We start from the raw sequence: 20,025 nt of genomic DNA, 5'->3' as shown, positions 1-20,025 counted from the left end.
TTTCTGTTCTGAACAGAGGCCGGAAAAATTGCAGGAAATATCTACTTGACAGTCAGAGACCAAATGATAGATGATATAAAAAAAGGTGAGGAGGAAATTGGGGATGGATCGGGAAGAAGCAAAGAAGAAAGCAGAAGCGCTGGTTGCCAGGATGACTCTGGAGGAAAAAGCCAGTCAGTTAAGGTACGATGCACCTGCAATAAAAAGATTGGGAATTCCGGCATATAACTGGTGGAATGAGGGACTTCACGGTGTTGCCAGAGCAGGGCAGGCAACGGTTTTTCCACAGGCGATCGGAATGGCGGCTGCTTTTGACCGGAAAAGTGTGGCAGAGATGGCCGGTATCGTGGCAACAGAGGGCAGAGCAAAGTATAATGCATATTCCGTAAACGGTGACAGAGATATTTATAAGGGATTGACGTTCTGGTCTCCTAATGTCAATATTTTCCGTGATCCACGATGGGGCAGAGGCCATGAAACTTATGGGGAAGATCCGTATCTTACAAAAGAACTGGGAGTTTCCTTTGTAAAAGCACTTCAGGGAAATGGGGATACAATGAAGGCAGCAGCCTGTGCCAAACATTTTGCAGTACATTCCGGGCCGGAGGCACTCCGTCATGAATTTGATGCGGAAGCATCCGCAAAAGATATGGAAGAAACGTATCTGCCGGCATTTGAAGGTCTGGTAAAAGAAGCGAAAGTAGAAGCGGTTATGGGAGCTTATAACCGGACAAACGGGGAACCCTGCTGCGGAAGTCCCACATTACAGAAAAAACTCAGAGGCGAGTGGAAATTTCAGGGGCATTTTGTATCAGACTGCTGGGCAATCCGTGATTTTCATGAACACCATATGGTAACGGATACAGCCGTTGAATCTGCAGCACTGGCTATTAATAATGGCTGTGACCTGAATTGTGGAAATACCTATCTTCACATTATGAAGGCATACGAAAAGGGGCTTGTCACAGAAGAAACCATAACCCGGGCAGCAGTGCGGCTTTTCACCACAAGGTATCTGCTGGGGTTGTTTGATGGAAGCGAATATGACAATCTCGCCTATCTGGAGGTGGAATCTCCCAGGCATCTGGATGCAGCGGAGAAAGCAGCGGAAAAAAGCTTTGTTCTGCTGAAAAATAACGGGATTCTTCCGCTTGATAAAGAAAAACTGAAAACAATAGGGATCATCGGACCAAATGCGGACAGCAGACAGGCGCTGATCGGCAATTATCACGGGACAGCTTCCAGGTATATTACCATACAGGAAGGCATCCAGGATTATGTGGGAGACGATGTAAGGATCCTTACTTCCAGAGGCTGTGATCTGTTCCGGAACCGGACGGAGCACCTTGCGTTTACCAGAGATCGTATTGCGGAAGCAAAGGTGGTTGCGGAAAACAGCGATGTGGTGATCTTATGTATGGGACTGGATGAGACACTGGAAGGAGAAGAGGGAGACACCGGAAACAGCTATGTATCGGGAGATAAAGAAGATATTGAACTTCCCGGAGTACAAAGAGAACTGATGGAAACAATCGCAGACACCGGAAAACCGGCAGTATTCTGTCTGCTGGCAGGAAGTGACCTTAATCTGAAATATGCGGCAGAGAAATTTGATGCCGTCATGATGCTGTGGTACCCTGGATGCCAGGGCGGGAAGGCAGCGGCAAAGGTACTGTTTGGAGAAATCTCGCCATCAGGAAAACTTCCGGTGACATTTTATGAAAGCCTGGAAGAACTTCCGGATTTTACCGATTATTCCATGAAAGGCAGAACATATCGCTATATGGAACGAAAAGCACAGTTTCCTTTTGGATATGGTCTGACGTACAGTAAGGTGGCAGTAGATAAAGCAGAGGTCAAAACATGTGGACAGAAGATAAACGTGGAGGTAGAAGTGCAGAATAACGGCGCATATGATACAGAGGATGTTGTTCAGATCTATGTAAAAAATATCGACAGCAAAAATGCCATTCCCAATCCGATGCTGGCCGGTTTTCAGCGGATATTCCTGAAGGCGGGAGAATGCCGGAAAATAGAAATCCCAATATGGGAAAAAGCACTCACCGTAGTAGATGAAACAGGAAAACGGATGGAAGAAGGAAAGAAATTTGAAATTTATGCAAGCTGCAGCCAGCCGGATGAAAAAAGCAAAGAACTGACCGGGATCATGCCGGTAAAGATCATCTGGGAAAAATAATAAGAAAATCTAAAGTAACAGGAGGGCGATGCCTCAGGCAGCGCCCTCCCTTTATATCTAACGCATAAACAACCGTGCCATTTTCTCATAAATCTTCCGATATTTCTGATATCTCATAGGGAGATCGATCCAGGTCTTTTTATCTACAATACTCTTATAATGAGAGAATGTCCGGAAGCCGTCGATGCCATGATAGGAGCCCATGCCGCTTTCCCCAAAGCCGCCGAAGCCCATATTGCTGGTTGCCAGATGTATGAGGACATCGTTGATACAGCCACCGCCGAAACCACATCGGGAAGTAACTTCCCGGGCATTTTTTTCATCTTCGGTGAAGATATAAAGAGCCAGCGGATGTGCCATGGAATTGATCTTTGTTACGGCACCTCCGAGAGAGTCATAGGTGAGGACCGGAAGTACCGGGCCGAATATTTCCTGCTGCATGACCGGATCTTCGAAGGTTACGTTATCAAGAACCGTCGGCTCGATCTGAAGTGTTTCACGGTTGGAACCACCGCCGCAGACAGTTCTGGAAGGATCGATCAGACTGTTGATACGGTCGAAATGCTTTTCGTTGATGATCTTTCCATAATTCCGGTTCTTCAGTGGTTCTTTTCCATACTGGCGTGTGATCTGTCTGCGAAGCTCTGCGACCAGGGCTTCTTTGATCTCCGGATCACAGTAGATGTAGTCCGGAGCCACGCAGGTCTGGCCACAGTTCAGGAACTTGCCGAATACGATACGTTTTGCCGCAAGGCGGAGATTGGCTGTTTTGTCCACGATGCAGGGGCTTTTTCCACCCAGCTCCAGAGTGACTGGTGTGAGGTGTTCGGAAGCCTTTCTCATGACCTCTTTTCCCACAGACTGGCTTCCCGTGAAGAAGATGTAATCAAAGTGCAGACTGAGAAGATGTGTGTTTTCCGCACGTCCGCCTGTGACAGTTGCAACGTATTTTTCATCGAAACATTCATGGATGAGAAGACGGATCACTTCGCTTGTTGCCGGTGAGTAGGCACTTGGTTTCAGGATGACTGTGTTTCCGGCTGCAATGGCGTCTACCAGTGGTTCTATGGTGAGAAGAAACGGATAGTTCCACGGACTCATAATGAGAACCACACCGTAGGGGGATGGTTTGCGGAAACTGCGGGAATGGAACTGTGCCAGTGGAGTTGGAACGGTCTGTTCTTTTGCGTAGGAGCGGATATTTTTCAGCATATGTGTGATCTCGGAGAGCACCAGTCCGGTCTCACACATATAGCTTTCGAAATTACTTTTTCCCAGATCCCTTTTCAGCGCGGCGTGGATCTGATCTTCGTGTTTCCGGATGGAAGCGCGAAGACGTTTCAGGGCGCTGATGCGAAAATCAAGGTCAAGAGTTGCGCCGGAGTAGAAGTACTGGCGCTGTTTATCTAAAAGCTGGTTGATCTGTTCTTTTTCCATGGAATTGTAGTCCTTTCTGAAAAAACTGTATTCGAAATATCGAAAAATCTTTCTATGCCAATTGCTGTTTTAGCAATTGCCTGCCGGAGGCATCAGTCTGTAATACAGTGTTTCAAGTTCGCCGGCATCCATCAGCACAGGAACCGGGTACAGAGGATTCCCTTCATCTGAGCAAGAGACTGGTGTGGCTTGGCAATGCGGGCTGCTGTGGCTTTTGCACAGTCCATACTGGGTAGTTTTCGTTCTTTTTAAAGTCAAATTATTTTATTCTAAATATTATATATAGCAGTTGGAAGGGGAAAAGTCAAGGTTGCCGTTTATGGAAGTGCATCGCGAAGCGTGTTGCTGAGAACAGAGTAACCGTAACGTCATAAAAAAGAAAACAGGAAAATATAATATTGTCATGGTTGTAAATATCCTTTACACTAAGGGAGTCAAACAGAATTATTATGCAAGGATTGTATATCCAGCGTAAGGCAAATGTTCGCAGGATAGATATTGATCACGGAGGAAATCATGCCAGAAACAGACACATCCGCAAAAAATCCTCTTCACGTATCCGAAGTGGATGATAATTTAAAAGAATTAAGCCCTCACGGTTCCTTTGAGCTGCCGGTGGAAACCTATATGGCGAACTGTGAGATCTTTCATGCACTGTATGACCACTGGCACAGTGAGATGGAGATCATGTATATTGAAAAAGGCAGTGGCTTTGCCAGACTGAACCGGGAGAGCATCCGCCTGAAAAAGGGGGATATCCTGATCGTGAACTGCGGAGTTCTCCATAGTATGCGCACGGATCTTAAGAAGCCTCTTTATTATAAGAGTGTGGTTTTCAGCCTGGGCTTCCTTGCAGGCCAGCCGGGAGATATCTGCCAGGAATGTGTGGTATCACCATTAATAGAAAACAAGGCAGAATTCTGCCATCATATAGAAGAAGGAGATTCCGGATATGAGAAGCTGCGGGAAATTTTTCTGGAGATCCATGACTGTCATACGGAGAAGAAGCCATATTTCTATGTGAAGCTGAAAATGCTGTTCTTTGATTTCTTTTATGAGATGCTGACGAAGCATTATATTATCCCGGTAAGCACAGAGCAGAACAAGAGCCTTGCAGCAGTAAAGGAAGTGCTGGATCATATCAGCCTTCACTACCAGGAGAATCTTACCGTTTCAGAGCTTTCCGGACTTTCCAATTACAGTGAGTATTATTTTATGAAGCTTTTCCGCCAGTATACGGGAAAAACCCTGGTGGAATACATCAATGACTTCCGTATGGAGAAGGCGAAGTATCTTCTTACGCATTCCGATGCACCTGTGACGGAGATCGCCATGCAGGTGGGATTTAACAGTACAAGTTATTTTATAAAGAAATTTCAGCAGTCCAATAAGGTTTCACCGCATAAGTACAGGAAGAGTATGAGACAGATCTGAGAAAGCTCCCGGAGCAACCGCATATGTATCGGTTACGTTTTTATGCAGAGCTACCGTAAAAAGTGAAAAACAGTCTGACAAATATCTTGCATATCATGACAGGATTGTTATATTTTTGAAAAGAAATGCGTGATATCCTAATATCATCAAAAACAAAGCAAACAACCTTGTAAAAACATATTTCATCCCATCAAGATCCATGAAAGGAGATCAAAATGGAAACATTAAGCAAAGTTTTTGAAGACAAATATAACAAAAATGTAAAAGATTGTACAAACGAGGAAATCTATCACGGACTTCTCTCCTGGACAAAGGAGCAGCTGAAGGGCCGTGGCTACCAGGAAGGAAAAAAGAAAATTTATTATATTTCCGCAGAGTTCCTTATCGGTAAGCTTCTTTCCAACAACCTGATCAATTTGGGCGTTTATGATGAAGTTGCGAAATATCTTAAAGAAAACGGAAAAGAGCTTTCCATGATCGAGGAGATCGAGCCGGAGCCATCTCTCGGAAACGGCGGACTTGGCCGTCTGGCAGCATGTTTCCTGGATTCCATTGCAACTCTGGGACTTCCGGGAGAAGGAATCGGACTTAATTATCACCTAGGACTTTTCAAACAGGAGTTTAAGGATCATCTTCAGTTTGAGACACCGAATCCGTGGATCCAGCCGGAGAGCTGGCTTACAGATGCAGGCGTTTCCTATTACGTGCCGTTTAAGGGCTTTATGCTGAAATCCACACTGTATGATATTGATGTTGCAGGCTATGAGAACAAAGCGATCAAGCTTCGCCTTTTTGATATTGATATTGCAGATGAGAGCATTGTAGGCGAGGGAATCTCCTTTGATAAGAGGGATCTGCTCCACAACCTGACACTGTTCCTGTATCCGGATGACAGCGATGATGCAGGAAGAAAGCTTCGTATCTATCAGCAGTACTTCATGGTAAGCAATGCGGCACAGATGATTCTGGATGAGGCAACAGCAAAAGGCTGCAATCTTCATGACCTTGCCGATTACGCAGTGATCCAGATCAACGATACACATCCGAGTATGGTAATTCCGGAGCTTATCCGTCTCCTCACAGAGCGTGGAATCGAGTTCGAGGAGGCATGCGAGATCGTATCTCATGTATGCGCTTATACCAACCATACCATTCTTGCAGAGGCACTTGAGAAATGGCCGATCTCCTATCTTGAGGAGGTTGTTCCGCATCTGATGCCGATCATCCGCAAGCTGGACGAGCGTATCAAAGCAAAATATCCGCAGGAAAATCTTGCCATCATCGACAAGAACGACCTGGTACACATGGCCCATATGGACATCCACTACGGATTTTCCATCAACGGTGTTGCATCCCTTCATACCGATATCCTGAAGGAGACAGAGCTTCATCAGTTCTATGAGATCTATCCGGAGAAATTCAATAACAAGACAAACGGAATCACCTTCCGCAGATGGCTCCTTCACTGCAACCATCCGCTGACAGAGTACATCACATCCATGATCGGTGACGGCTTCCGCAAGGATTCCTTTGAGCTTGACAAGATGCTTGGCTTCAAGGGAAATCAGGACGTTCTTGCAAATATCCTTAAGATCAAGCAGGATGCAAAGAAGAGATGTGCGGAGTTTATCAAAGCCAACACAGGTGAAGAGATCAACACACACAGTGTTTATGATATCCAGATCAAACGTCTTCATGAGTACAAACGTCAGCAGCTGAACGCACTTTACATCATTGACCGTTACCTGAAGATCAAAGCAGGCGAGAAGCCGCAGCGCCCGGTAACCTTTATCTTCGGTGCAAAGGCAGCTCCTGCATACGTTATCGCAAAGGATATTATCCACCTGCTTCTCTGCTTACAGGAGCTTATCAACAATGATCCGGAGGTTTCCCCGTACATGAAAGTTGTTATGGTGGAAAACTACAACGTAAGTGCAGCAGAGAAGCTGATCCCTGCCTGCGATATCTCCGAGCAGATCTCTCTTGCTTCAAAGGAGGCCAGCGGAACAGGAAACATGAAGTTCATGCTCAACGGTGCTGTAACACTGGGAACCATGGATGGTGCAAATGTGGAGATCAGCCAGCTGGTAGGCAAGGATAATATCTATATCTTCGGAGAGTCCAGTGAGCAGGTTATCGAACATTATGAAAAGGCTGATTACTGCTCCAGAGATTTTTATGAGAAAGACGAGCGCATCCGTCGTGCAGTAGACTTTATCGTAGGAAACGATCTTCTTTCCATTGGAAGTGAGGAGCATTTAAGAAGACTGCATCATGAGATCGTAAGCAAAGACTGGTTCATGACTCTTCTTGACTTCGAGGATTATGCGAAGGTGAAAGATCAGGCACTGTCCGATTATGAGGACAGAACCGCATGGGCAGAGAAAATGCTTGTAAATATCGGAAAAGCAGGATACTTCTCTTCAGACAGAACCATCGAAGAGTACAACAGAGATATCTGGCATCTGACACCGGAGAAATAAAACGGTTTTAGGCAGATTGCCCCGGCTCGGAAGAAAAATAGAAAAATAGAAAATAAAAACACCGGCATTCATTGGAATATGTACTGGGGCTGAGATGTCAGAGATGATCTGGCAGCCTGGACAGGACATGGTACAGATGAATGGCCGGTGTTTTTTTGTGAAATTGGTTGCGAAAAATTGTTTACGGAATCAGGCAAGCGATACTTCAGGCTTTTCCATGCTTAAATGCCATCATCATCTCCTTGGTAAGGCTGATATTATCTCCTTCATCCGGAATGTCTTCCCGGTTGAACCAGGAGGCCATGGAAAGCTCATCGTGGTCTACAGTCAGAGTGTCGTCGCCATCCAGGTCACAGTAGAAGCCAAACAGAAGTGTTCCGGAGAAGGACCATGGCTGGCTCTTGTAGTAGCGGAGATTTTTGACCTTTACGCCGATCTCTTCCATAACTTCACGGTGGACAGTCTCCTCGATGGTCTCGCCAATCTCGGCAAAACCTGCGATCATGGCGTAGCGGGTGTGATTTCGGCCCTCATATTTGGAGAGGATCAGCTTGTCACCGTTGGTAACGCCTACGATCACAGCCGGAGAAAGCACCGGATATTCACCGTTCCCACAGGCAGGGCAGATCATCTTGCGCTCATGTTTATCATGTACCATCGGTTTGCCGCAGCAACCGCAGAAACGGCGCTTGCTGTACCACTGAAAGAGCTGATATCCGGTGATTCCTGCGAAAGCCAGATACTGTGGCTCCGCTGTGCGGAGAACTCTTGTGATCTCAAACTGATAACCAGGAAGGAGACTGGTGTCAAGATCCGGGATCAGATAAAAATGCTCTTCGTCAATGGAGAAGAGATAGATATAATTCTCATAGAGATTTTCAACTTTTCCTTCCAGCTCTCCAAAGCTTGGAAGAGTCATAGTCTTACCAGCTTTTTTCATAAGGATCTTTCCTTCTTCATAGGCGAGGATGTGGCTTTCTTTATCCGGGGCCACAGGTTTGTACTCATTGTGATAGGTATGTGGTGCGATATCCTGGATCATGATCGATAATTCCTTTCCGAATTTATTGTTTTACAGCGTTTGCTGAGAAGTTTTGCCATATAAAATACAGCACGCTTTCTACAGTATAAGCTTACCTTGCGAAAAAGGCAACTGTCCTTTTGGTGACCAGCAATAACAAAAAAAGTTGTATGAGTCAGAAAATCAGTGTAAGATAAATGTATTATATTGTGCAGAAGATGTGAAAGGTCTGAAAATTTTTCTGCACAGAAGGAGAAGATCATGCCAACAACAGAAAAGCCGGGACTGACCCGGGATGCCATTAAATATCTGGCAATTTTTACCATGCTTCTGAACCATATCGCCAACGTGCTTCTGCCGGAAAACACGATCCTGTGGGAAATGTTTATAGACATTGGCTACTTCACAGCCATTACCATGTGCTATTTTCTTGTGGAAGGTTTTTACTATACACATTCCCGGAGAAAATACGGTGAAAGGCTTCTGATCTTTGCCGGAATCTCCCAGGTTCCCTATATGATAGCCTTTGGGAATTCACAGCTGAATATGATCTTTACTCTGTTTATCTGCTTTATGATCCTGGTTGTTCAGGAAAAGATGATGGCAAGTAAATGGAGAATTCCTCTTCTGATCCTGCTTCTTTTACTATCTATTTATTCGGACTGGGCAATCCTGGCACCGGTTTTTACCCTCTGGTTTTATGGGGGCTGGGGGAATCGAAAGAGGATGATAACAGCGTACGGAGTCGGTGCTGTCCTTTTTGTGCTGTTTAACTACAGCTCCTATGTGGAAAAAATGGCAGCCGGACCGGCAATGATCCATGCTTTGCTTTCGGCATTAGGGATCGTGGCATCAGGAATCATCATCCTGTGCTTCTATAATGGCAAAAAATCCGAAAAAGCACCGAAGTTTTCCAAGTGGTTTTTCTATATTTTTTATCCGGCACATCTGCTGATCCTGAGCATAATCCGTGTTATAGTACAGTAAGAGATAAAATAAAATCTCTCCAATATTTATAAACGGATAGATTGCCGAAAATAAATTTCATATCCACATAAAACATAGTAATTCTGTAAGAAAACAGAAAAATAGCGAAAAAACTCTTGAAAACCCACAAATTATCTGCTATGCTAACTGACATGACAAAGGCGTCTGGAAATTGAGTTTCCAGGCGCTTTTTGCGTTGCAGAATAATTGAGGGAATCGAGGAGGAAATGAATGATGAATGCAGGAGATACCGGCTTTATGCTGATCTGTACAGCCTTTGTGTTCTTTATGACACCTGGGCTTGCGTTTTTCTACGGGGGACTGGTCCGCAGGAAAAATGTGGTAAATACCATGATGGCCTGTGGGGCGATCATGGGACTGTCCGTAGTTATGTGGACATTGTTTGGATATTCGCTGGCATTTGGAGGAAATCATGGCGGGATTATCGGAGATTTTCGCTGGTTTGCGCTGAATGGCGTAGGCTGGGAGCCGGGACCTTATGCGGATACGATCCCGCATCTGGTATTTGTGGCGTTCCAGATGATGTTTGCCATGATCACACCGGCACTGATCACCGGTGCCGTGGTTGGAAGAATGCGTTTTAAGGCGCTGTTTTTCTTTATTGCGATCTGGTCTTTGATCGTGTATTATCCAATGGCACATATGGTCTGGGGAGACGGTGGATTTCTGGCAGCCATTGGCTCTGTGGACTTTGCAGGAGGAAATGTGGTACATATCAGTTCCGGTGTCAGTGCACTGGTTCTTGCCATTTATCTTGGACAGAGACGAGGCTATGCAAAAGCAACCTATCGTACGCACAATATCCCGTTTGTATTTCTCGGGGCAGCCATGTTGTGGTTCGGATGGTTCGGCTTTAATGCAGGAAGTGCGCTGAAGGCAGACGGCCTTGCGGCACATGCCTTTATGACCAGCAGTATTTCTTCTGCCTGCGCACTGCTGACCTGGATGCTGATCGAGGTGATCCGTGAGGGAAAACCGACACTGGTTGGTGCATCCACAGGTCTTGTTATCGGACTGGTAGCCATTACACCGGGAGCGGGTTTCGTACCGGTATGGGCATCCTTTATCATTGGGATCCTGGTAAGCCCGATCTGTTACTTTACTGTGATCCTTCTGAAACAGAAGCTGAAGATCGATGATGCCCTGGATGCTTTTGGCTGCCATGGTATCGGTGGTATCTGGGGAGGAATCGCAACAGGTCTCTTCGGAAAAACTTCCATTAACTCTGTTGCAAAATGGGACGGCCTTGTGTTTGGAGATCATCGTCTGTTTCTGGCGCAGGTATTGAGTATTGTGATCACCATTGCGGTTGCCATTGTGGGAACGCTGATCTGCATCGGGATCGTGCGGATCTTTACACCGCTTCGTGTAGATCCGAAGGAAGAGATGGTCGGGCTGGATGCATCCCAGCATGGCGAGAATGCATATCCGTCATTTAATGGATTTGACTGATAAAAGAATTTGTCCGGCAATGATCGTGTGAAAATGGAGGAAATCGTATGCTTATAAAAATAGAAGCAATCGTAAGAGAAGAAAAAATGGAAGATGTCAAAGCAGCGTTAAATGAGATCCAGGTTAACGGTTTTACAGTAACCCAGATCATGGGCTGCGGAACACAGCGTGGTTACACAGAGTATGTCCGTGGTTCCAAGATCGATGTATTTCTGAAACCGAAGATCAAGTTTGAAATCGTGGTATCATCGGAAGACTGGGAGATCAAAGTCATTGATGCTGTGCAGAAAGCAGCGTTTACCGGTGATCCCGGCGATGGAAAGATCTTCAGCTATGAGATCCGTAACGCTGTTCGTATCCGTACAGGTGAGATCGGATACGATGCGCTGCAGTCGGAATTTCTGTAAATTGTTTTATTAATATGTAAATTATGTGTGAAAGAGTCCTTCGGGAAGTCGCAGAGATATCAGGAGATATGATCTTGAGATTTTCCGGAGGACTTTTTTACCACAGATTTAACAATAGTCTTACGTTGATTTGATGAAAAATAGCATGTGGCCAGTATAATATATAAGATGTACACGAAAACTAAAAATAATAGATAAGGCAGACATGACAAAAAAGAAATCAAAGAAAAAAATAAGAAAAAAACAGAAATCCATTAAAGATGGATTCGGACAGGACCAAGAAGAGCAGGAGGAGAATCCCAAAAAGGATGTTCCGGCTCAGAAGTCAGATCAGAGCAGAGGTCCGGAGACAATAGAACCAGAAAATCAGAAGCTGGCAGCAGAAAAAACAGCAGCCATCGCAAGTTACATCAAGGATCCGGACTACCGCCTCCGCTGTAAGGCTGCCATTGATATCCTTATGGCAAAACTGAAAATGATCAATGCAGAGCTTTCCGGGCAGAAAAAACGTACTGTGATCAGTCAGACTACCAGTCGGATCAAAAGTGCGGAAAGTATTTATGCGAAGCTTTTGAAAAAGGGGTTGGAACCGGATTTTGAGACAGCCAGGAAAAACCTGAAGGATCTCATCGGCATCCGTGTGGTCTGCCCTTTTGAGGATGAGCTTTACCAGGTGGCAGAATTCTTAGAAATGCAGAAAGATATCGAGATCATCCGGATCAAGGACTATATCAGAAATCCAAAGAAAAACGGCTACAAAAGCCTGCATCTCATTGCGAAAGTCCCCATCTATTCGGCAGAAGGCGAGCAGAAGGAAATGGTGGAAATACAGCTTCGGACCATTGCAATGGATTACTGGTCTGTGTTAGAATATGAATTGTATTATAAAAAAAGAGATAATGCGGAAATAGAATCAGAATTAAAAAAATATGCAGAAGAAATTGCAAATCTGGATTACAGAATGCTGAAATTGAGAAATAAGATCGAGAAGATCTGATATATAGAAAACAGCAGAGATGTAAAATGTCCGCATCAGACAGGGAGGAATTTATGGAAACATTAAGATCCAAAAAAGGATTTATCTGCGATATGGATGGTGTGATCTATCATGGGAACAAGCTTCTTGACGGAGTAAAGGAATTTGTGGAGTGGCTTCAGAAGGAAGATAAGAGATTTCTCTTCCTTACCAACGCAAGCAGCCGTTCACCACGAGAACTTCACGAGAAGCTTTTACGCATGGGACTGGATGTCGGAGAAGAGCATTTTTATACCAGTGCACTTGCAACTGCGAAATTCCTCCAGAGCCAGGCTCCGGGCTGCAGCGCTTATGTGATCGGAGATCATGGTCTTTATAATGCATTGTATGACGCAGGGATCACCATCGACGATGTTTCACCGGATTATGTGGTTGTAGGTGAGACTACTACATACGGCTATGAGCACATCTTACGTGCCATGAACCTGGTAAACAAGGGAGCCAAGCTGATCGCAACAAACACAGACATCACAGGCCCTATCGAAGGCGGGATCGCACCGGCCTGCCGTGCATTTGTGGCACCGATCGAAGCTACTACAGGCAAACAGGCATACTATGTTGGCAAACCAAACCCTCTGATGATGCGTACCGGACTTCGTATCCTGGGCGTACATTCCAATGAAGCCGTGATGATCGGTGACCGTATGGATACCGATGTGATCGCCGGTATTGAGACAGGTCTTGACACAGTCCTTGTACTTTCCGGTGTATCCACAAGAGAAACTGTAGACAAGTTCCCGTACAGACCGAGACTGATCCTGAATGGAGTGGGAGATATCCCGTTGCTGGAGAAATAAAAGATATTTACACATGAAATTATAAATTAGGATTTATAAAAAAGAAAACGGAGAATTCCTGGAAAAAGAAGTTCGGGAATTCTCCGTTTTGTTGTTTGAGTTGTTTCGGTCGTAGCTCTGTTTATTATGTGTTATACTCTGTTAGTGTTAGTTAACTACAAAGATGACACTTCTCACAGGCAGACGGTGTGGCTGCACAACCGCCGAGAGCAGTTTCACGAAGCTCTGCAGGAAGCTTTTTGCCTACGGTATACATGGCATCGATCATCTCATCCAGCGGGATGAACTGGGTGATACCGGCCAAAGACATTTCGGCTGCGATAAGGGCATTGGAGACACCGGCTGCATTACGGTTCTGGCAGGGATATTCCACCAGGCCGCCTACCGGGTCACATACAAGACCGAGCATATTCATAAGAACGGTGGAAGCCGCATAGGTACACTGCAGCGGAGTGCCGCCAAGAAGCTCAACAGCAGCGGAAGCAGCCATTGCAGAAGCGATTCCGACCTCAGCCTGACATCCGCCAACAGCACCGGCAACTGTTGCATTACGCATGGCAAGATAGCCGATCGCGCCTGTATTAAATAGTGCCTGGCGGATTTTTTTATCGGAAAAGCCGTAGACCTCCTGAAGAGCAAGCATCATTCCGGGAACGATCCCGGCACTGCCGGCAGTAGGAGAGGCAACGATAAGTCCCATGGAAGCGTTGGTCTCAAGGGTTGCCATAGCGTAGGTGATCCCCTTTCCGAGAACATTTCCGCACAGGCTTTTTCCCAGGTTATGAAATTCGCAGAGCTTTCGGGCTTCACCGCCGATCAGTCCGCCCATAGATATCACCGGATCTTTGATGGGGGAAAAAGCAGCATCCTTCATGATCTCCAGAACACGGTCCATGCGCTGGTCCACGATTTCAGCAGTGGTTTCACCGAGAAGGATCTCACGCTGGCGCATTACTTCGGAAATCGGAAGCTTTTTTTTCTGGCAGAGAGCAAGAAGTTCCTTGGCATTTTTGAAATCCATAAAACACATCCTCCTTTTCCCTACATCTGAACAACCATGACATCATGGATGTTGGTGTTCCGGTGAATGCTTTCTACGATATCTTCCGGGAGATGACCGTCGGATTCCACGATCGTATAGGCTGTGGTTCCTTTGGATTCACGGAAGAGGCGCATGAAGGCAATGTTAATGTTACGTTCACTTAAGCATCTGGTGATGTAGGCCACAACACCGGGAGTATCCTGATGGATCACGATGATGGCACTGTATTCGCCGGTGAAATCCACTTTCACGTGGTTGATCTCCACAATGCGGACCTTGCCGCCGCCCAGCGATTCCCCCCGGACTGTCATTTCCTGTCCCTGTTCATTGACCATATGGATATCTACAGTGTTGGGATGGACATCGGTTTCCGCTTCATTTGGAGTAAAGGAAAAGTCGATCCCCTGTTCCCTGGCAATATCAAAAGAATTCCGTATACGCATGTCATCTGTGGAAAAGCCCATGATCCCGCCAAGGAGGGCACGGTCTGTACCGTGTCCCTTGTATGTTCTGGCGAAGGAACCGTAAAGGATGAATTCCACTTTTTTCAGGGGCGGCGTGATCATCTTCTGGGCAAGGAAAGCAATGCGTGCAGCCCCTGCGGTATGAGAACTGGAAGGACCGATCATGTTGGGACCCATAACGTCAAATACACTGATAAAAGACATTTTGCTTAATTCTCCTGTGGTGTTTTTGCAATAAATTTCTTATAAATGGTGTCAACGATCACGCCGATGGCGTTGTCACCGGATACATTGCAGGCAGTTCCGAAGGAATCCTGGGTAATGTAAAGGGCAACCATGATAGCACAGATGGCACCGTCCGGATCACCGGCTTCCGCTCCGAATACCATGTAAAGGAATGGAAGGGCAGTCATGATGGAACCACCGGGAGCACCGGGAGATGCAACCATGGCAACACCGAGAGTCATGATGAACGGAACGATGATCTCGAGACTGATGGGCAGCTGGTTCATAAGGCAGACTGCAGTAGCACAGGCTGTGATGGTGATCATGGAACCGGCCATGTGGATGTTTGCACAGAGCGGTACTACGAAGTTGCGGATCTGCTCGCACACGCCGTCCTTTTTGGCACATTCCAGATTGACCGGGATGGTAGCTGCGGAAGACTGGGTTCCCAGAGCAGTTGTGTATCCCGGGATCTGATTTTTGATCAGAGTGAAAGGATTCTTTTTGCTGACAGTACCTGCGATCACAAACTGGATCGTAATGCAGATCAGGTGCATGATGATAACAACAAGGAATACCTTCCAGAGGATGCTTAAGATGGCAAAGGTTTTTCCGGAAATAGTCATATCTGTGAAGGTTCCGCAGATGTAAAGCGGAAGCAGCGGGATGATAATGGTATGAAGGACCTTGTCAATGATCTTGGAAAAGTCACTCATTCCGTTATAAAGGCTGTTTCCCATTTCTTTTCCACGCATGGAAGAGAGGCACAGTCCCATGACAAAGGCAAGTGCAACAGCAGAAAGAGTATCCATGACCGGCTCCAGTGTGATGGAGAAAAATGGTGTCAGGGATGCGTCTGCGGTAGCTGCGATCTGATCCAGCGCACCTTCACTCATAAAGTGCGGGAACAGGCTGGATGATACCAGATAGGATGCGGAACCTGCGATCAGAGTGGAGCCATAAGACAGAGCCACTGTGATCAGGAGAAGCTTCCCTGCACCCTGTGAAAGATCCGCAATACCCATGGTCACATAGGCAAGGATCATCAGCGGGATGACGAATTTCAGAAAGGTACTGAAAAATCCGGAAAGGGTTACAACAAAGCGACAGAAGCCTTCCGGAAGGAACTGGCCGAACAGGATACCTACGATGATGGCAATGATCAGCTTCGGCACAAGCCCGATCTTGATTTTTTTCTTTTCCATTTGGATTCTTTCCTCCTAAGTATGAATTTATTCATTTTGCACAAAAATACGATTGACGTCCTCGTGATTGTATTGTAACATTGACATAAAAATAAGGCAAATTCACAGATTTCATCATCACGATGAAAAAATTTCATAGTAAAAGGGAGAAAATCATGGAAATCCGTCAGTTGGAGACGTTTGTACATGTAGCACAGCTTCAGAGCTTTTCCAGGGCAGCAGAGGTTTTGGGATACACCCAGTCAGCGATCACTGTCCAGATCCGTCTTCTGGAAAATGAGCTGGAAACAAGACTTTTTGACAGAACCGGAAAGCGTGTGGTGCTTACTCCGTCCGGAAAAGAGTTTATGGAGCATGCAAGCCGGATCTTATATGATGTAAATAAAGCAAAAAAGTCAATGAATGACGATGCGGAACTGAAAAATCCATTGCATATCGGGACTATTGAATCTCTCTGCACAGCAAAGCTTCCGGCTGTTCTCAGCAAATTTCGTGAGTTTCACCCGAAAGTAAATATGCAGGTGACTATTGATACACCGGAGCAGCTGATACGGATGATGGAGCATAACGGGCTGGATCTTATTTATATACTGGATACCCCAAGGTGGGACCAGAACTGGGTGAAGGTCATGGAGAAGGCGGAGCCGGTAGTATTTGTTGCCTCTGCAGATTCGGAGTTTGCGGGAAAGACGCTGAAGATGGAGGATATTCTGGAAGAGCCTTTTTTTCTCACGGAAAAGAATGCCAATTATCGGCAGGCTCTGGAGCAGCAGCTGGCGCTTAAGAAGCAGGCCCTGTCACCGGTACTGGAGATCAGCGATACCGCTTTTATCATCCGCATGCTGGAAAAGAACCACGGACTTTCCTTTCTTCCCTATCTGGCTGTGGAGCGGGATATCCGGAAAGGAAGAATTGCCCTTTTACATGTGGAAGATGTGGAGATATCCATGTACCGGCAGATCTTTTACCATAAGAACAAGTTTAAGACAAGAGAGATGGAGGAGTTTATCCGCCTGGCGGCAGAGTGAAAGCCAGAGCTTGTAAAAACAAATAAAATGTGGCACTATAAAAGAAAAAAACACAGGAGAGAAAAAATGAATCTTATTGAAGAAGCAAAAGCTCTTGGTTTTTCCGATGCAGCGGTCATAAGTACCGATCAGCTTGTATTTGTGCCGGAATACCGGGTTTTCTGCGAGGACAATCTTTGCGGGAATTATGATAAAAACCCGGCATGTCCACCACAGAGCGGCACTGTAGAGGAGATGAAAGAGCATGCGCTGAAATACGAAAAAACGCTGATACTCCAGACAATGCAGGATGGCCTTATGGACTACAAAAAGGCAAAACTTGCTCATAACAAACTGACAGAACAGCTGGCAGAGAAGATGAAAGAAGAGGGAATAACGGATCTTCTGATCATGAGTGCGGGACCTTATAAACATAATTCCTGCATGTCCGCTTACTGTGTGGATGCACAGAAAATGGCAGACGCTGCAGGAATGCTATGCTGGACCAGCGACGGAATGATCCGTTATTTTTCCCAGGTTCTTTTCCAGGGGTAAGATGAAGGATTTTGTAAAGGAATATGGGAGAAGTAGATGGAGTTTTACGAATGCGAGTATCCGTTGACAGAAACAGAAAAAACGTGTAGAGTTTAAATAAATGTAATTACATAAAAAGAATCAGCAGGAGAAAAACCAGAATGGAAAAATCAACAGTTTATTTCACTGATTTTCGTTGTCCGGTGGGAACCAGCCAGCTGGACAAACTGAAAAAACTCTGTGTTGCCGCAGGAATCAAAGATATCGATATGGATGGAAAATTCGTAGCCATCAAGATGCATTTCGGAGAGCTTGGAAATATGGCATTCCTTCGTCCGAACTATGCAAGGGTAGTCGCAGATCTTTGTAAGGAGCAGGGCGGAATGCCGTTCCTGACAGATTGTAATACTCTTTATCCGGGAAGCAGAAAGAATGCACTGGAGCATCTGGACTGTGCAAATCTTAACGGATTTAACACGATCACAACCGGATGCCAGATCATCATCGGTGACGGAGTTCGAGGAACCGATGAAGTAGAAGTTCCGGTAGTAAACGGAGAATACTGCAAAACTGCCCTGATCGGACATGCTATCATGGACGCAGATATTTTTATCAGTCTCAGCCATTTCAAGGGACATGAGGCAACCGGCTTTGGCGGTGCTCTGAAGAATATCGGTATGGGATGCGGAAGCCGTGCCGGAAAAATGCAGCAGCATGCCAGCGGAAAGCCGGCCATTCATGAAGATGTCTGTCGTGGCTGCCGCCGTTGTGCGAAAGAGTGCGGAAGTGATGCGATTACATATGTAAACAAGAAAGCAGTTATCGATTACGATAAATGCAAAGGCTGTGGCCGCTGTATCGGTGCCTGCAGCTATGATGCCGTATACAATCCGAATAGCAGTGCAAACGAGCTTCTTGACCGCAAGATGGCAGAGTATGCACAGGCTGTCTGTCACGGACGTCCCCATTTCCATATTGCACTGGTACAGGATATCAGCCCTAACTGTGACTGCCATGGTGAAAATGATGCGCCGATCCTTCCGGATATCGGAATGTTCGCAAGCTTTGACCCGGTTGCACTGGATCAGGCCTGTGCAGATGCCTGCCTGAAGGCAACACCGATCGCCAACAGCCAGCTTGGAGAGCATCTGGCAGAGCCGGGATGGCACTGTCACCATGACCACTTTAAGGATTCCAATCCGAATATTGAGTGGAAGGCAACTCTGGATCAGGCAGAAAAGATTGGCCTGGGAATCAGGGAATATGATCTGAAGATAATCAAATAAGAAACAGAAATCATAGAAAATTACGAAAGCACGTCTGCAACATGGCGTGCTTTTTGCACAAATAAAGAAATATAAAATAGAAAAAACAGATAAAGACGGTATTTTAAATAAAAAATATATGCGTGCACATGCGTGCCTAAAAGAATGGCATTGTGAATAATATGCAAAGAAATAACAGGAAAATTTGGACAAAAACGAGAAAACAGAAAAAGCTGCAAATTTATATCGTATAATTAATAAGACTGCGTGTGATAACATACACACAACATAATTAACACGCATTTGACACATCTGGCACTGAGCACCTTTGTATTCGGAAATATCGTAGGCGGAAGGATGCAGAACCGCTTTAAGGAAAAGACGATTGTATGGATCGGAGGCGGGATCTTTGCGGCAGGAATCCTGGCATCCGCATTTCTGATCGTTCCCACACCGCTTCCTATGTATCTGTCCTATGGCGTGATGCAGGGATTTGGAAAGGGAATGATCTACACGGTGATCCTGGCAACTGTGCAGAGATGGTTCCCGGACCGTACCGGATTTGCTTCCGGTGTTGTGGTAACTGCCAACGGACTTTGCGGATTTTTCCTGGCGCCGCTGAGCCGAAAGCTGCTGGAGGCAGAGGGCGTGCAGAAAACCTTTCTGATCATTGGGGCAGTCAGCGCAGTTATGCTTGGATCCATTGTCAATGCGGGAGCAAGACTGGTGCTTCCGACACTGGCAGATAAAGTGGGAAGGATCGTCTGCATCAAAGGAGTACTGATCGTGGCAGTGATCGCATTTGTATGCCTGACTCTGCTTGGACGGAATCTTGTGAAAGAGCATGCCGAAAAATCTGCCGGAGTAAAGAATGATACAGCACAGGTAAGCAAACCACAGGCAGAATAAGTCTGAATGTAACTGGATGCAGAGCTGTATCAGCTGCCGGATCAAAGACAGCTGACTGAGAATCAGAAAACAGAAAAGCCTGGAAGAAATAAAATGCCTGTG

The 20,025-nt window shown here is 45.9% G+C and carries 17 protein-coding genes; 12 read left to right on the top strand and 5 right to left on the bottom strand.

The window, feature by feature from the left end; genetic code table 11:
* The first annotated feature begins 103 nt into the window (after window positions 1-103).
* Window positions 104-2,197, top strand: coding sequence for a glycoside hydrolase family 3 C-terminal domain-containing protein (locus V9W66_RS04495; RefSeq protein ID WP_144092515.1), 2,094 nt, complete (start codon window positions 104-106; stop codon window positions 2,195-2,197).
* A 57-nt stretch (window positions 2,198-2,254) separates the two neighbouring features.
* Here the strand turns inward: V9W66_RS04495 and V9W66_RS04490 are convergent, their stop codons facing one another.
* Window positions 2,255-3,634, bottom strand: a complete 1,380-nt coding sequence (locus V9W66_RS04490) for an aldehyde dehydrogenase (RefSeq protein ID WP_144092513.1) — start codon at window positions 3,632-3,634, stop codon at window positions 2,255-2,257.
* Window positions 3,635-4,150: 516 nt separating this feature from the next.
* On the opposite strand from V9W66_RS04490, the gene V9W66_RS04485 reads away from it, so the two are divergent.
* Both V9W66_RS04485 and glgP read left to right on the top strand, forming a co-directional pair.
* Window positions 4,151-5,068: an AraC family transcriptional regulator gene (locus V9W66_RS04485; protein WP_015527280.1), complete on the top strand. Its 918-nt coding sequence runs from the start codon at window positions 4,151-4,153 to the stop codon at window positions 5,066-5,068.
* 215 nt (window positions 5,069-5,283) lie between these two features.
* Window positions 5,284-7,551 (top strand): glycogen/starch/alpha-glucan phosphorylase, encoded by a 2,268-nt coding sequence (gene glgP / locus V9W66_RS04480; RefSeq protein WP_144092511.1) that lies wholly within the window; start codon window positions 5,284-5,286, stop codon window positions 7,549-7,551.
* 205 nt (window positions 7,552-7,756) lie between these two features.
* On the opposite strand, the gene nudC is transcribed toward glgP, so the two are convergent.
* Window positions 7,757-8,593 carry an NAD(+) diphosphatase gene (nudC, locus tag V9W66_RS04475; RefSeq protein WP_144092508.1) on the bottom strand — a complete coding sequence of 279 codons (837 nt, stop codon included), beginning with the start codon at window positions 8,591-8,593 and terminating at the stop codon, window positions 7,757-7,759.
* Window positions 8,594-8,833: 240 nt separating this feature from the next.
* Between nudC and V9W66_RS04470 the strand changes: the two genes are divergently transcribed.
* The 5 genes from V9W66_RS04470 to V9W66_RS04450 all read left to right on the top strand — a co-directional run bounded on the left by V9W66_RS04470 (window position 8,834) and on the right by V9W66_RS04450 (window position 13,272).
* Entirely contained in the window at window positions 8,834-9,559 is a 726-nt protein-coding gene (locus V9W66_RS04470; RefSeq protein WP_243121580.1) for a TraX family protein, read from the top strand.
* Between the two features lie 234 nt (window positions 9,560-9,793).
* Entirely contained in the window at window positions 9,794-11,032 is a 1,239-nt protein-coding gene (locus V9W66_RS04465; protein WP_092068756.1) for an ammonium transporter, read from the top strand.
* Between the two features lie 47 nt (window positions 11,033-11,079).
* Complete coding sequence (locus tag V9W66_RS04460; protein ID WP_144092506.1) at window positions 11,080-11,439, top strand: P-II family nitrogen regulator; 360 nt, start codon at window positions 11,080-11,082, stop codon at window positions 11,437-11,439.
* A 205-nt stretch (window positions 11,440-11,644) separates the two neighbouring features.
* Entirely contained in the window at window positions 11,645-12,436 is a 792-nt protein-coding gene (locus V9W66_RS04455) for a GTP pyrophosphokinase (RefSeq protein ID WP_243121579.1), read from the top strand.
* A gap of 53 nt (window positions 12,437-12,489) precedes the next feature.
* Window positions 12,490-13,272 carry an HAD-IIA family hydrolase gene (locus V9W66_RS04450; protein WP_144092504.1) on the top strand — a complete coding sequence of 261 codons (783 nt, stop codon included), beginning with the start codon at window positions 12,490-12,492 and terminating at the stop codon, window positions 13,270-13,272.
* A 151-nt stretch (window positions 13,273-13,423) separates the two neighbouring features.
* On the opposite strand, the gene sdaAA is transcribed toward V9W66_RS04450, so the two are convergent.
* From sdaAA to V9W66_RS04435, 3 genes are read right to left on the bottom strand one after another with little or no spacing between them, the layout of a single operon-like run.
* The gene (gene sdaAA, locus V9W66_RS04445; protein WP_144092502.1) at window positions 13,424-14,293 is read right to left on the bottom strand and encodes an L-serine ammonia-lyase, iron-sulfur-dependent, subunit alpha; all 870 of its coding nucleotides are present in this window, start codon (window positions 14,291-14,293) and stop codon (window positions 13,424-13,426) included.
* 20 nt (window positions 14,294-14,313) lie between these two features.
* Window positions 14,314-14,982 (bottom strand): L-serine ammonia-lyase, iron-sulfur-dependent subunit beta, encoded by a 669-nt coding sequence (gene sdaAB, locus V9W66_RS04440; protein WP_015527273.1) that lies wholly within the window; start codon window positions 14,980-14,982, stop codon window positions 14,314-14,316.
* 5 nt (window positions 14,983-14,987) lie between these two features.
* Window positions 14,988-16,208, bottom strand: a complete 1,221-nt coding sequence (locus V9W66_RS04435) for a dicarboxylate/amino acid:cation symporter (protein ID WP_144092500.1) — start codon at window positions 16,206-16,208, stop codon at window positions 14,988-14,990.
* A 155-nt stretch (window positions 16,209-16,363) separates the two neighbouring features.
* On the opposite strand from V9W66_RS04435, the gene V9W66_RS04430 reads away from it, so the two are divergent.
* The 4 genes from V9W66_RS04430 to V9W66_RS04415 all read left to right on the top strand — a co-directional run bounded on the left by V9W66_RS04430 (window position 16,364) and on the right by V9W66_RS04415 (window position 19,923).
* Window positions 16,364-17,236 carry a LysR family transcriptional regulator gene (locus V9W66_RS04430; RefSeq protein ID WP_144092498.1) on the top strand — a complete coding sequence of 291 codons (873 nt, stop codon included), beginning with the start codon at window positions 16,364-16,366 and terminating at the stop codon, window positions 17,234-17,236.
* 66 nt (window positions 17,237-17,302) lie between these two features.
* Entirely contained in the window at window positions 17,303-17,770 is a 468-nt protein-coding gene (locus V9W66_RS04425) for a DUF2284 domain-containing protein (RefSeq protein ID WP_144092495.1), read from the top strand.
* A 140-nt stretch (window positions 17,771-17,910) separates the two neighbouring features.
* Entirely contained in the window at window positions 17,911-19,035 is a 1,125-nt protein-coding gene (locus V9W66_RS04420) for a DUF362 domain-containing protein (protein ID WP_144092493.1), read from the top strand.
* Between the two features lie 282 nt (window positions 19,036-19,317).
* The gene (locus V9W66_RS04415) at window positions 19,318-19,923 is read left to right on the top strand and encodes an MFS transporter (RefSeq protein WP_279231190.1); all 606 of its coding nucleotides are present in this window, start codon (window positions 19,318-19,320) and stop codon (window positions 19,921-19,923) included.
* Window positions 19,924-20,025 lie beyond the last annotated feature (102 nt).

Origin of the sequence: Blautia massiliensis (ex Durand et al. 2017) (genome assembly GCF_051861785.1) — a bacterium.
GTDB lineage: Bacteria > Bacillota > Clostridia > Lachnospirales > Lachnospiraceae > Blautia_A > Blautia_A luti_A.
The sequence above is the reverse complement of the archived record's forward strand: the minus strand, read 5'-3'. Positions and strand labels throughout refer to the sequence as shown.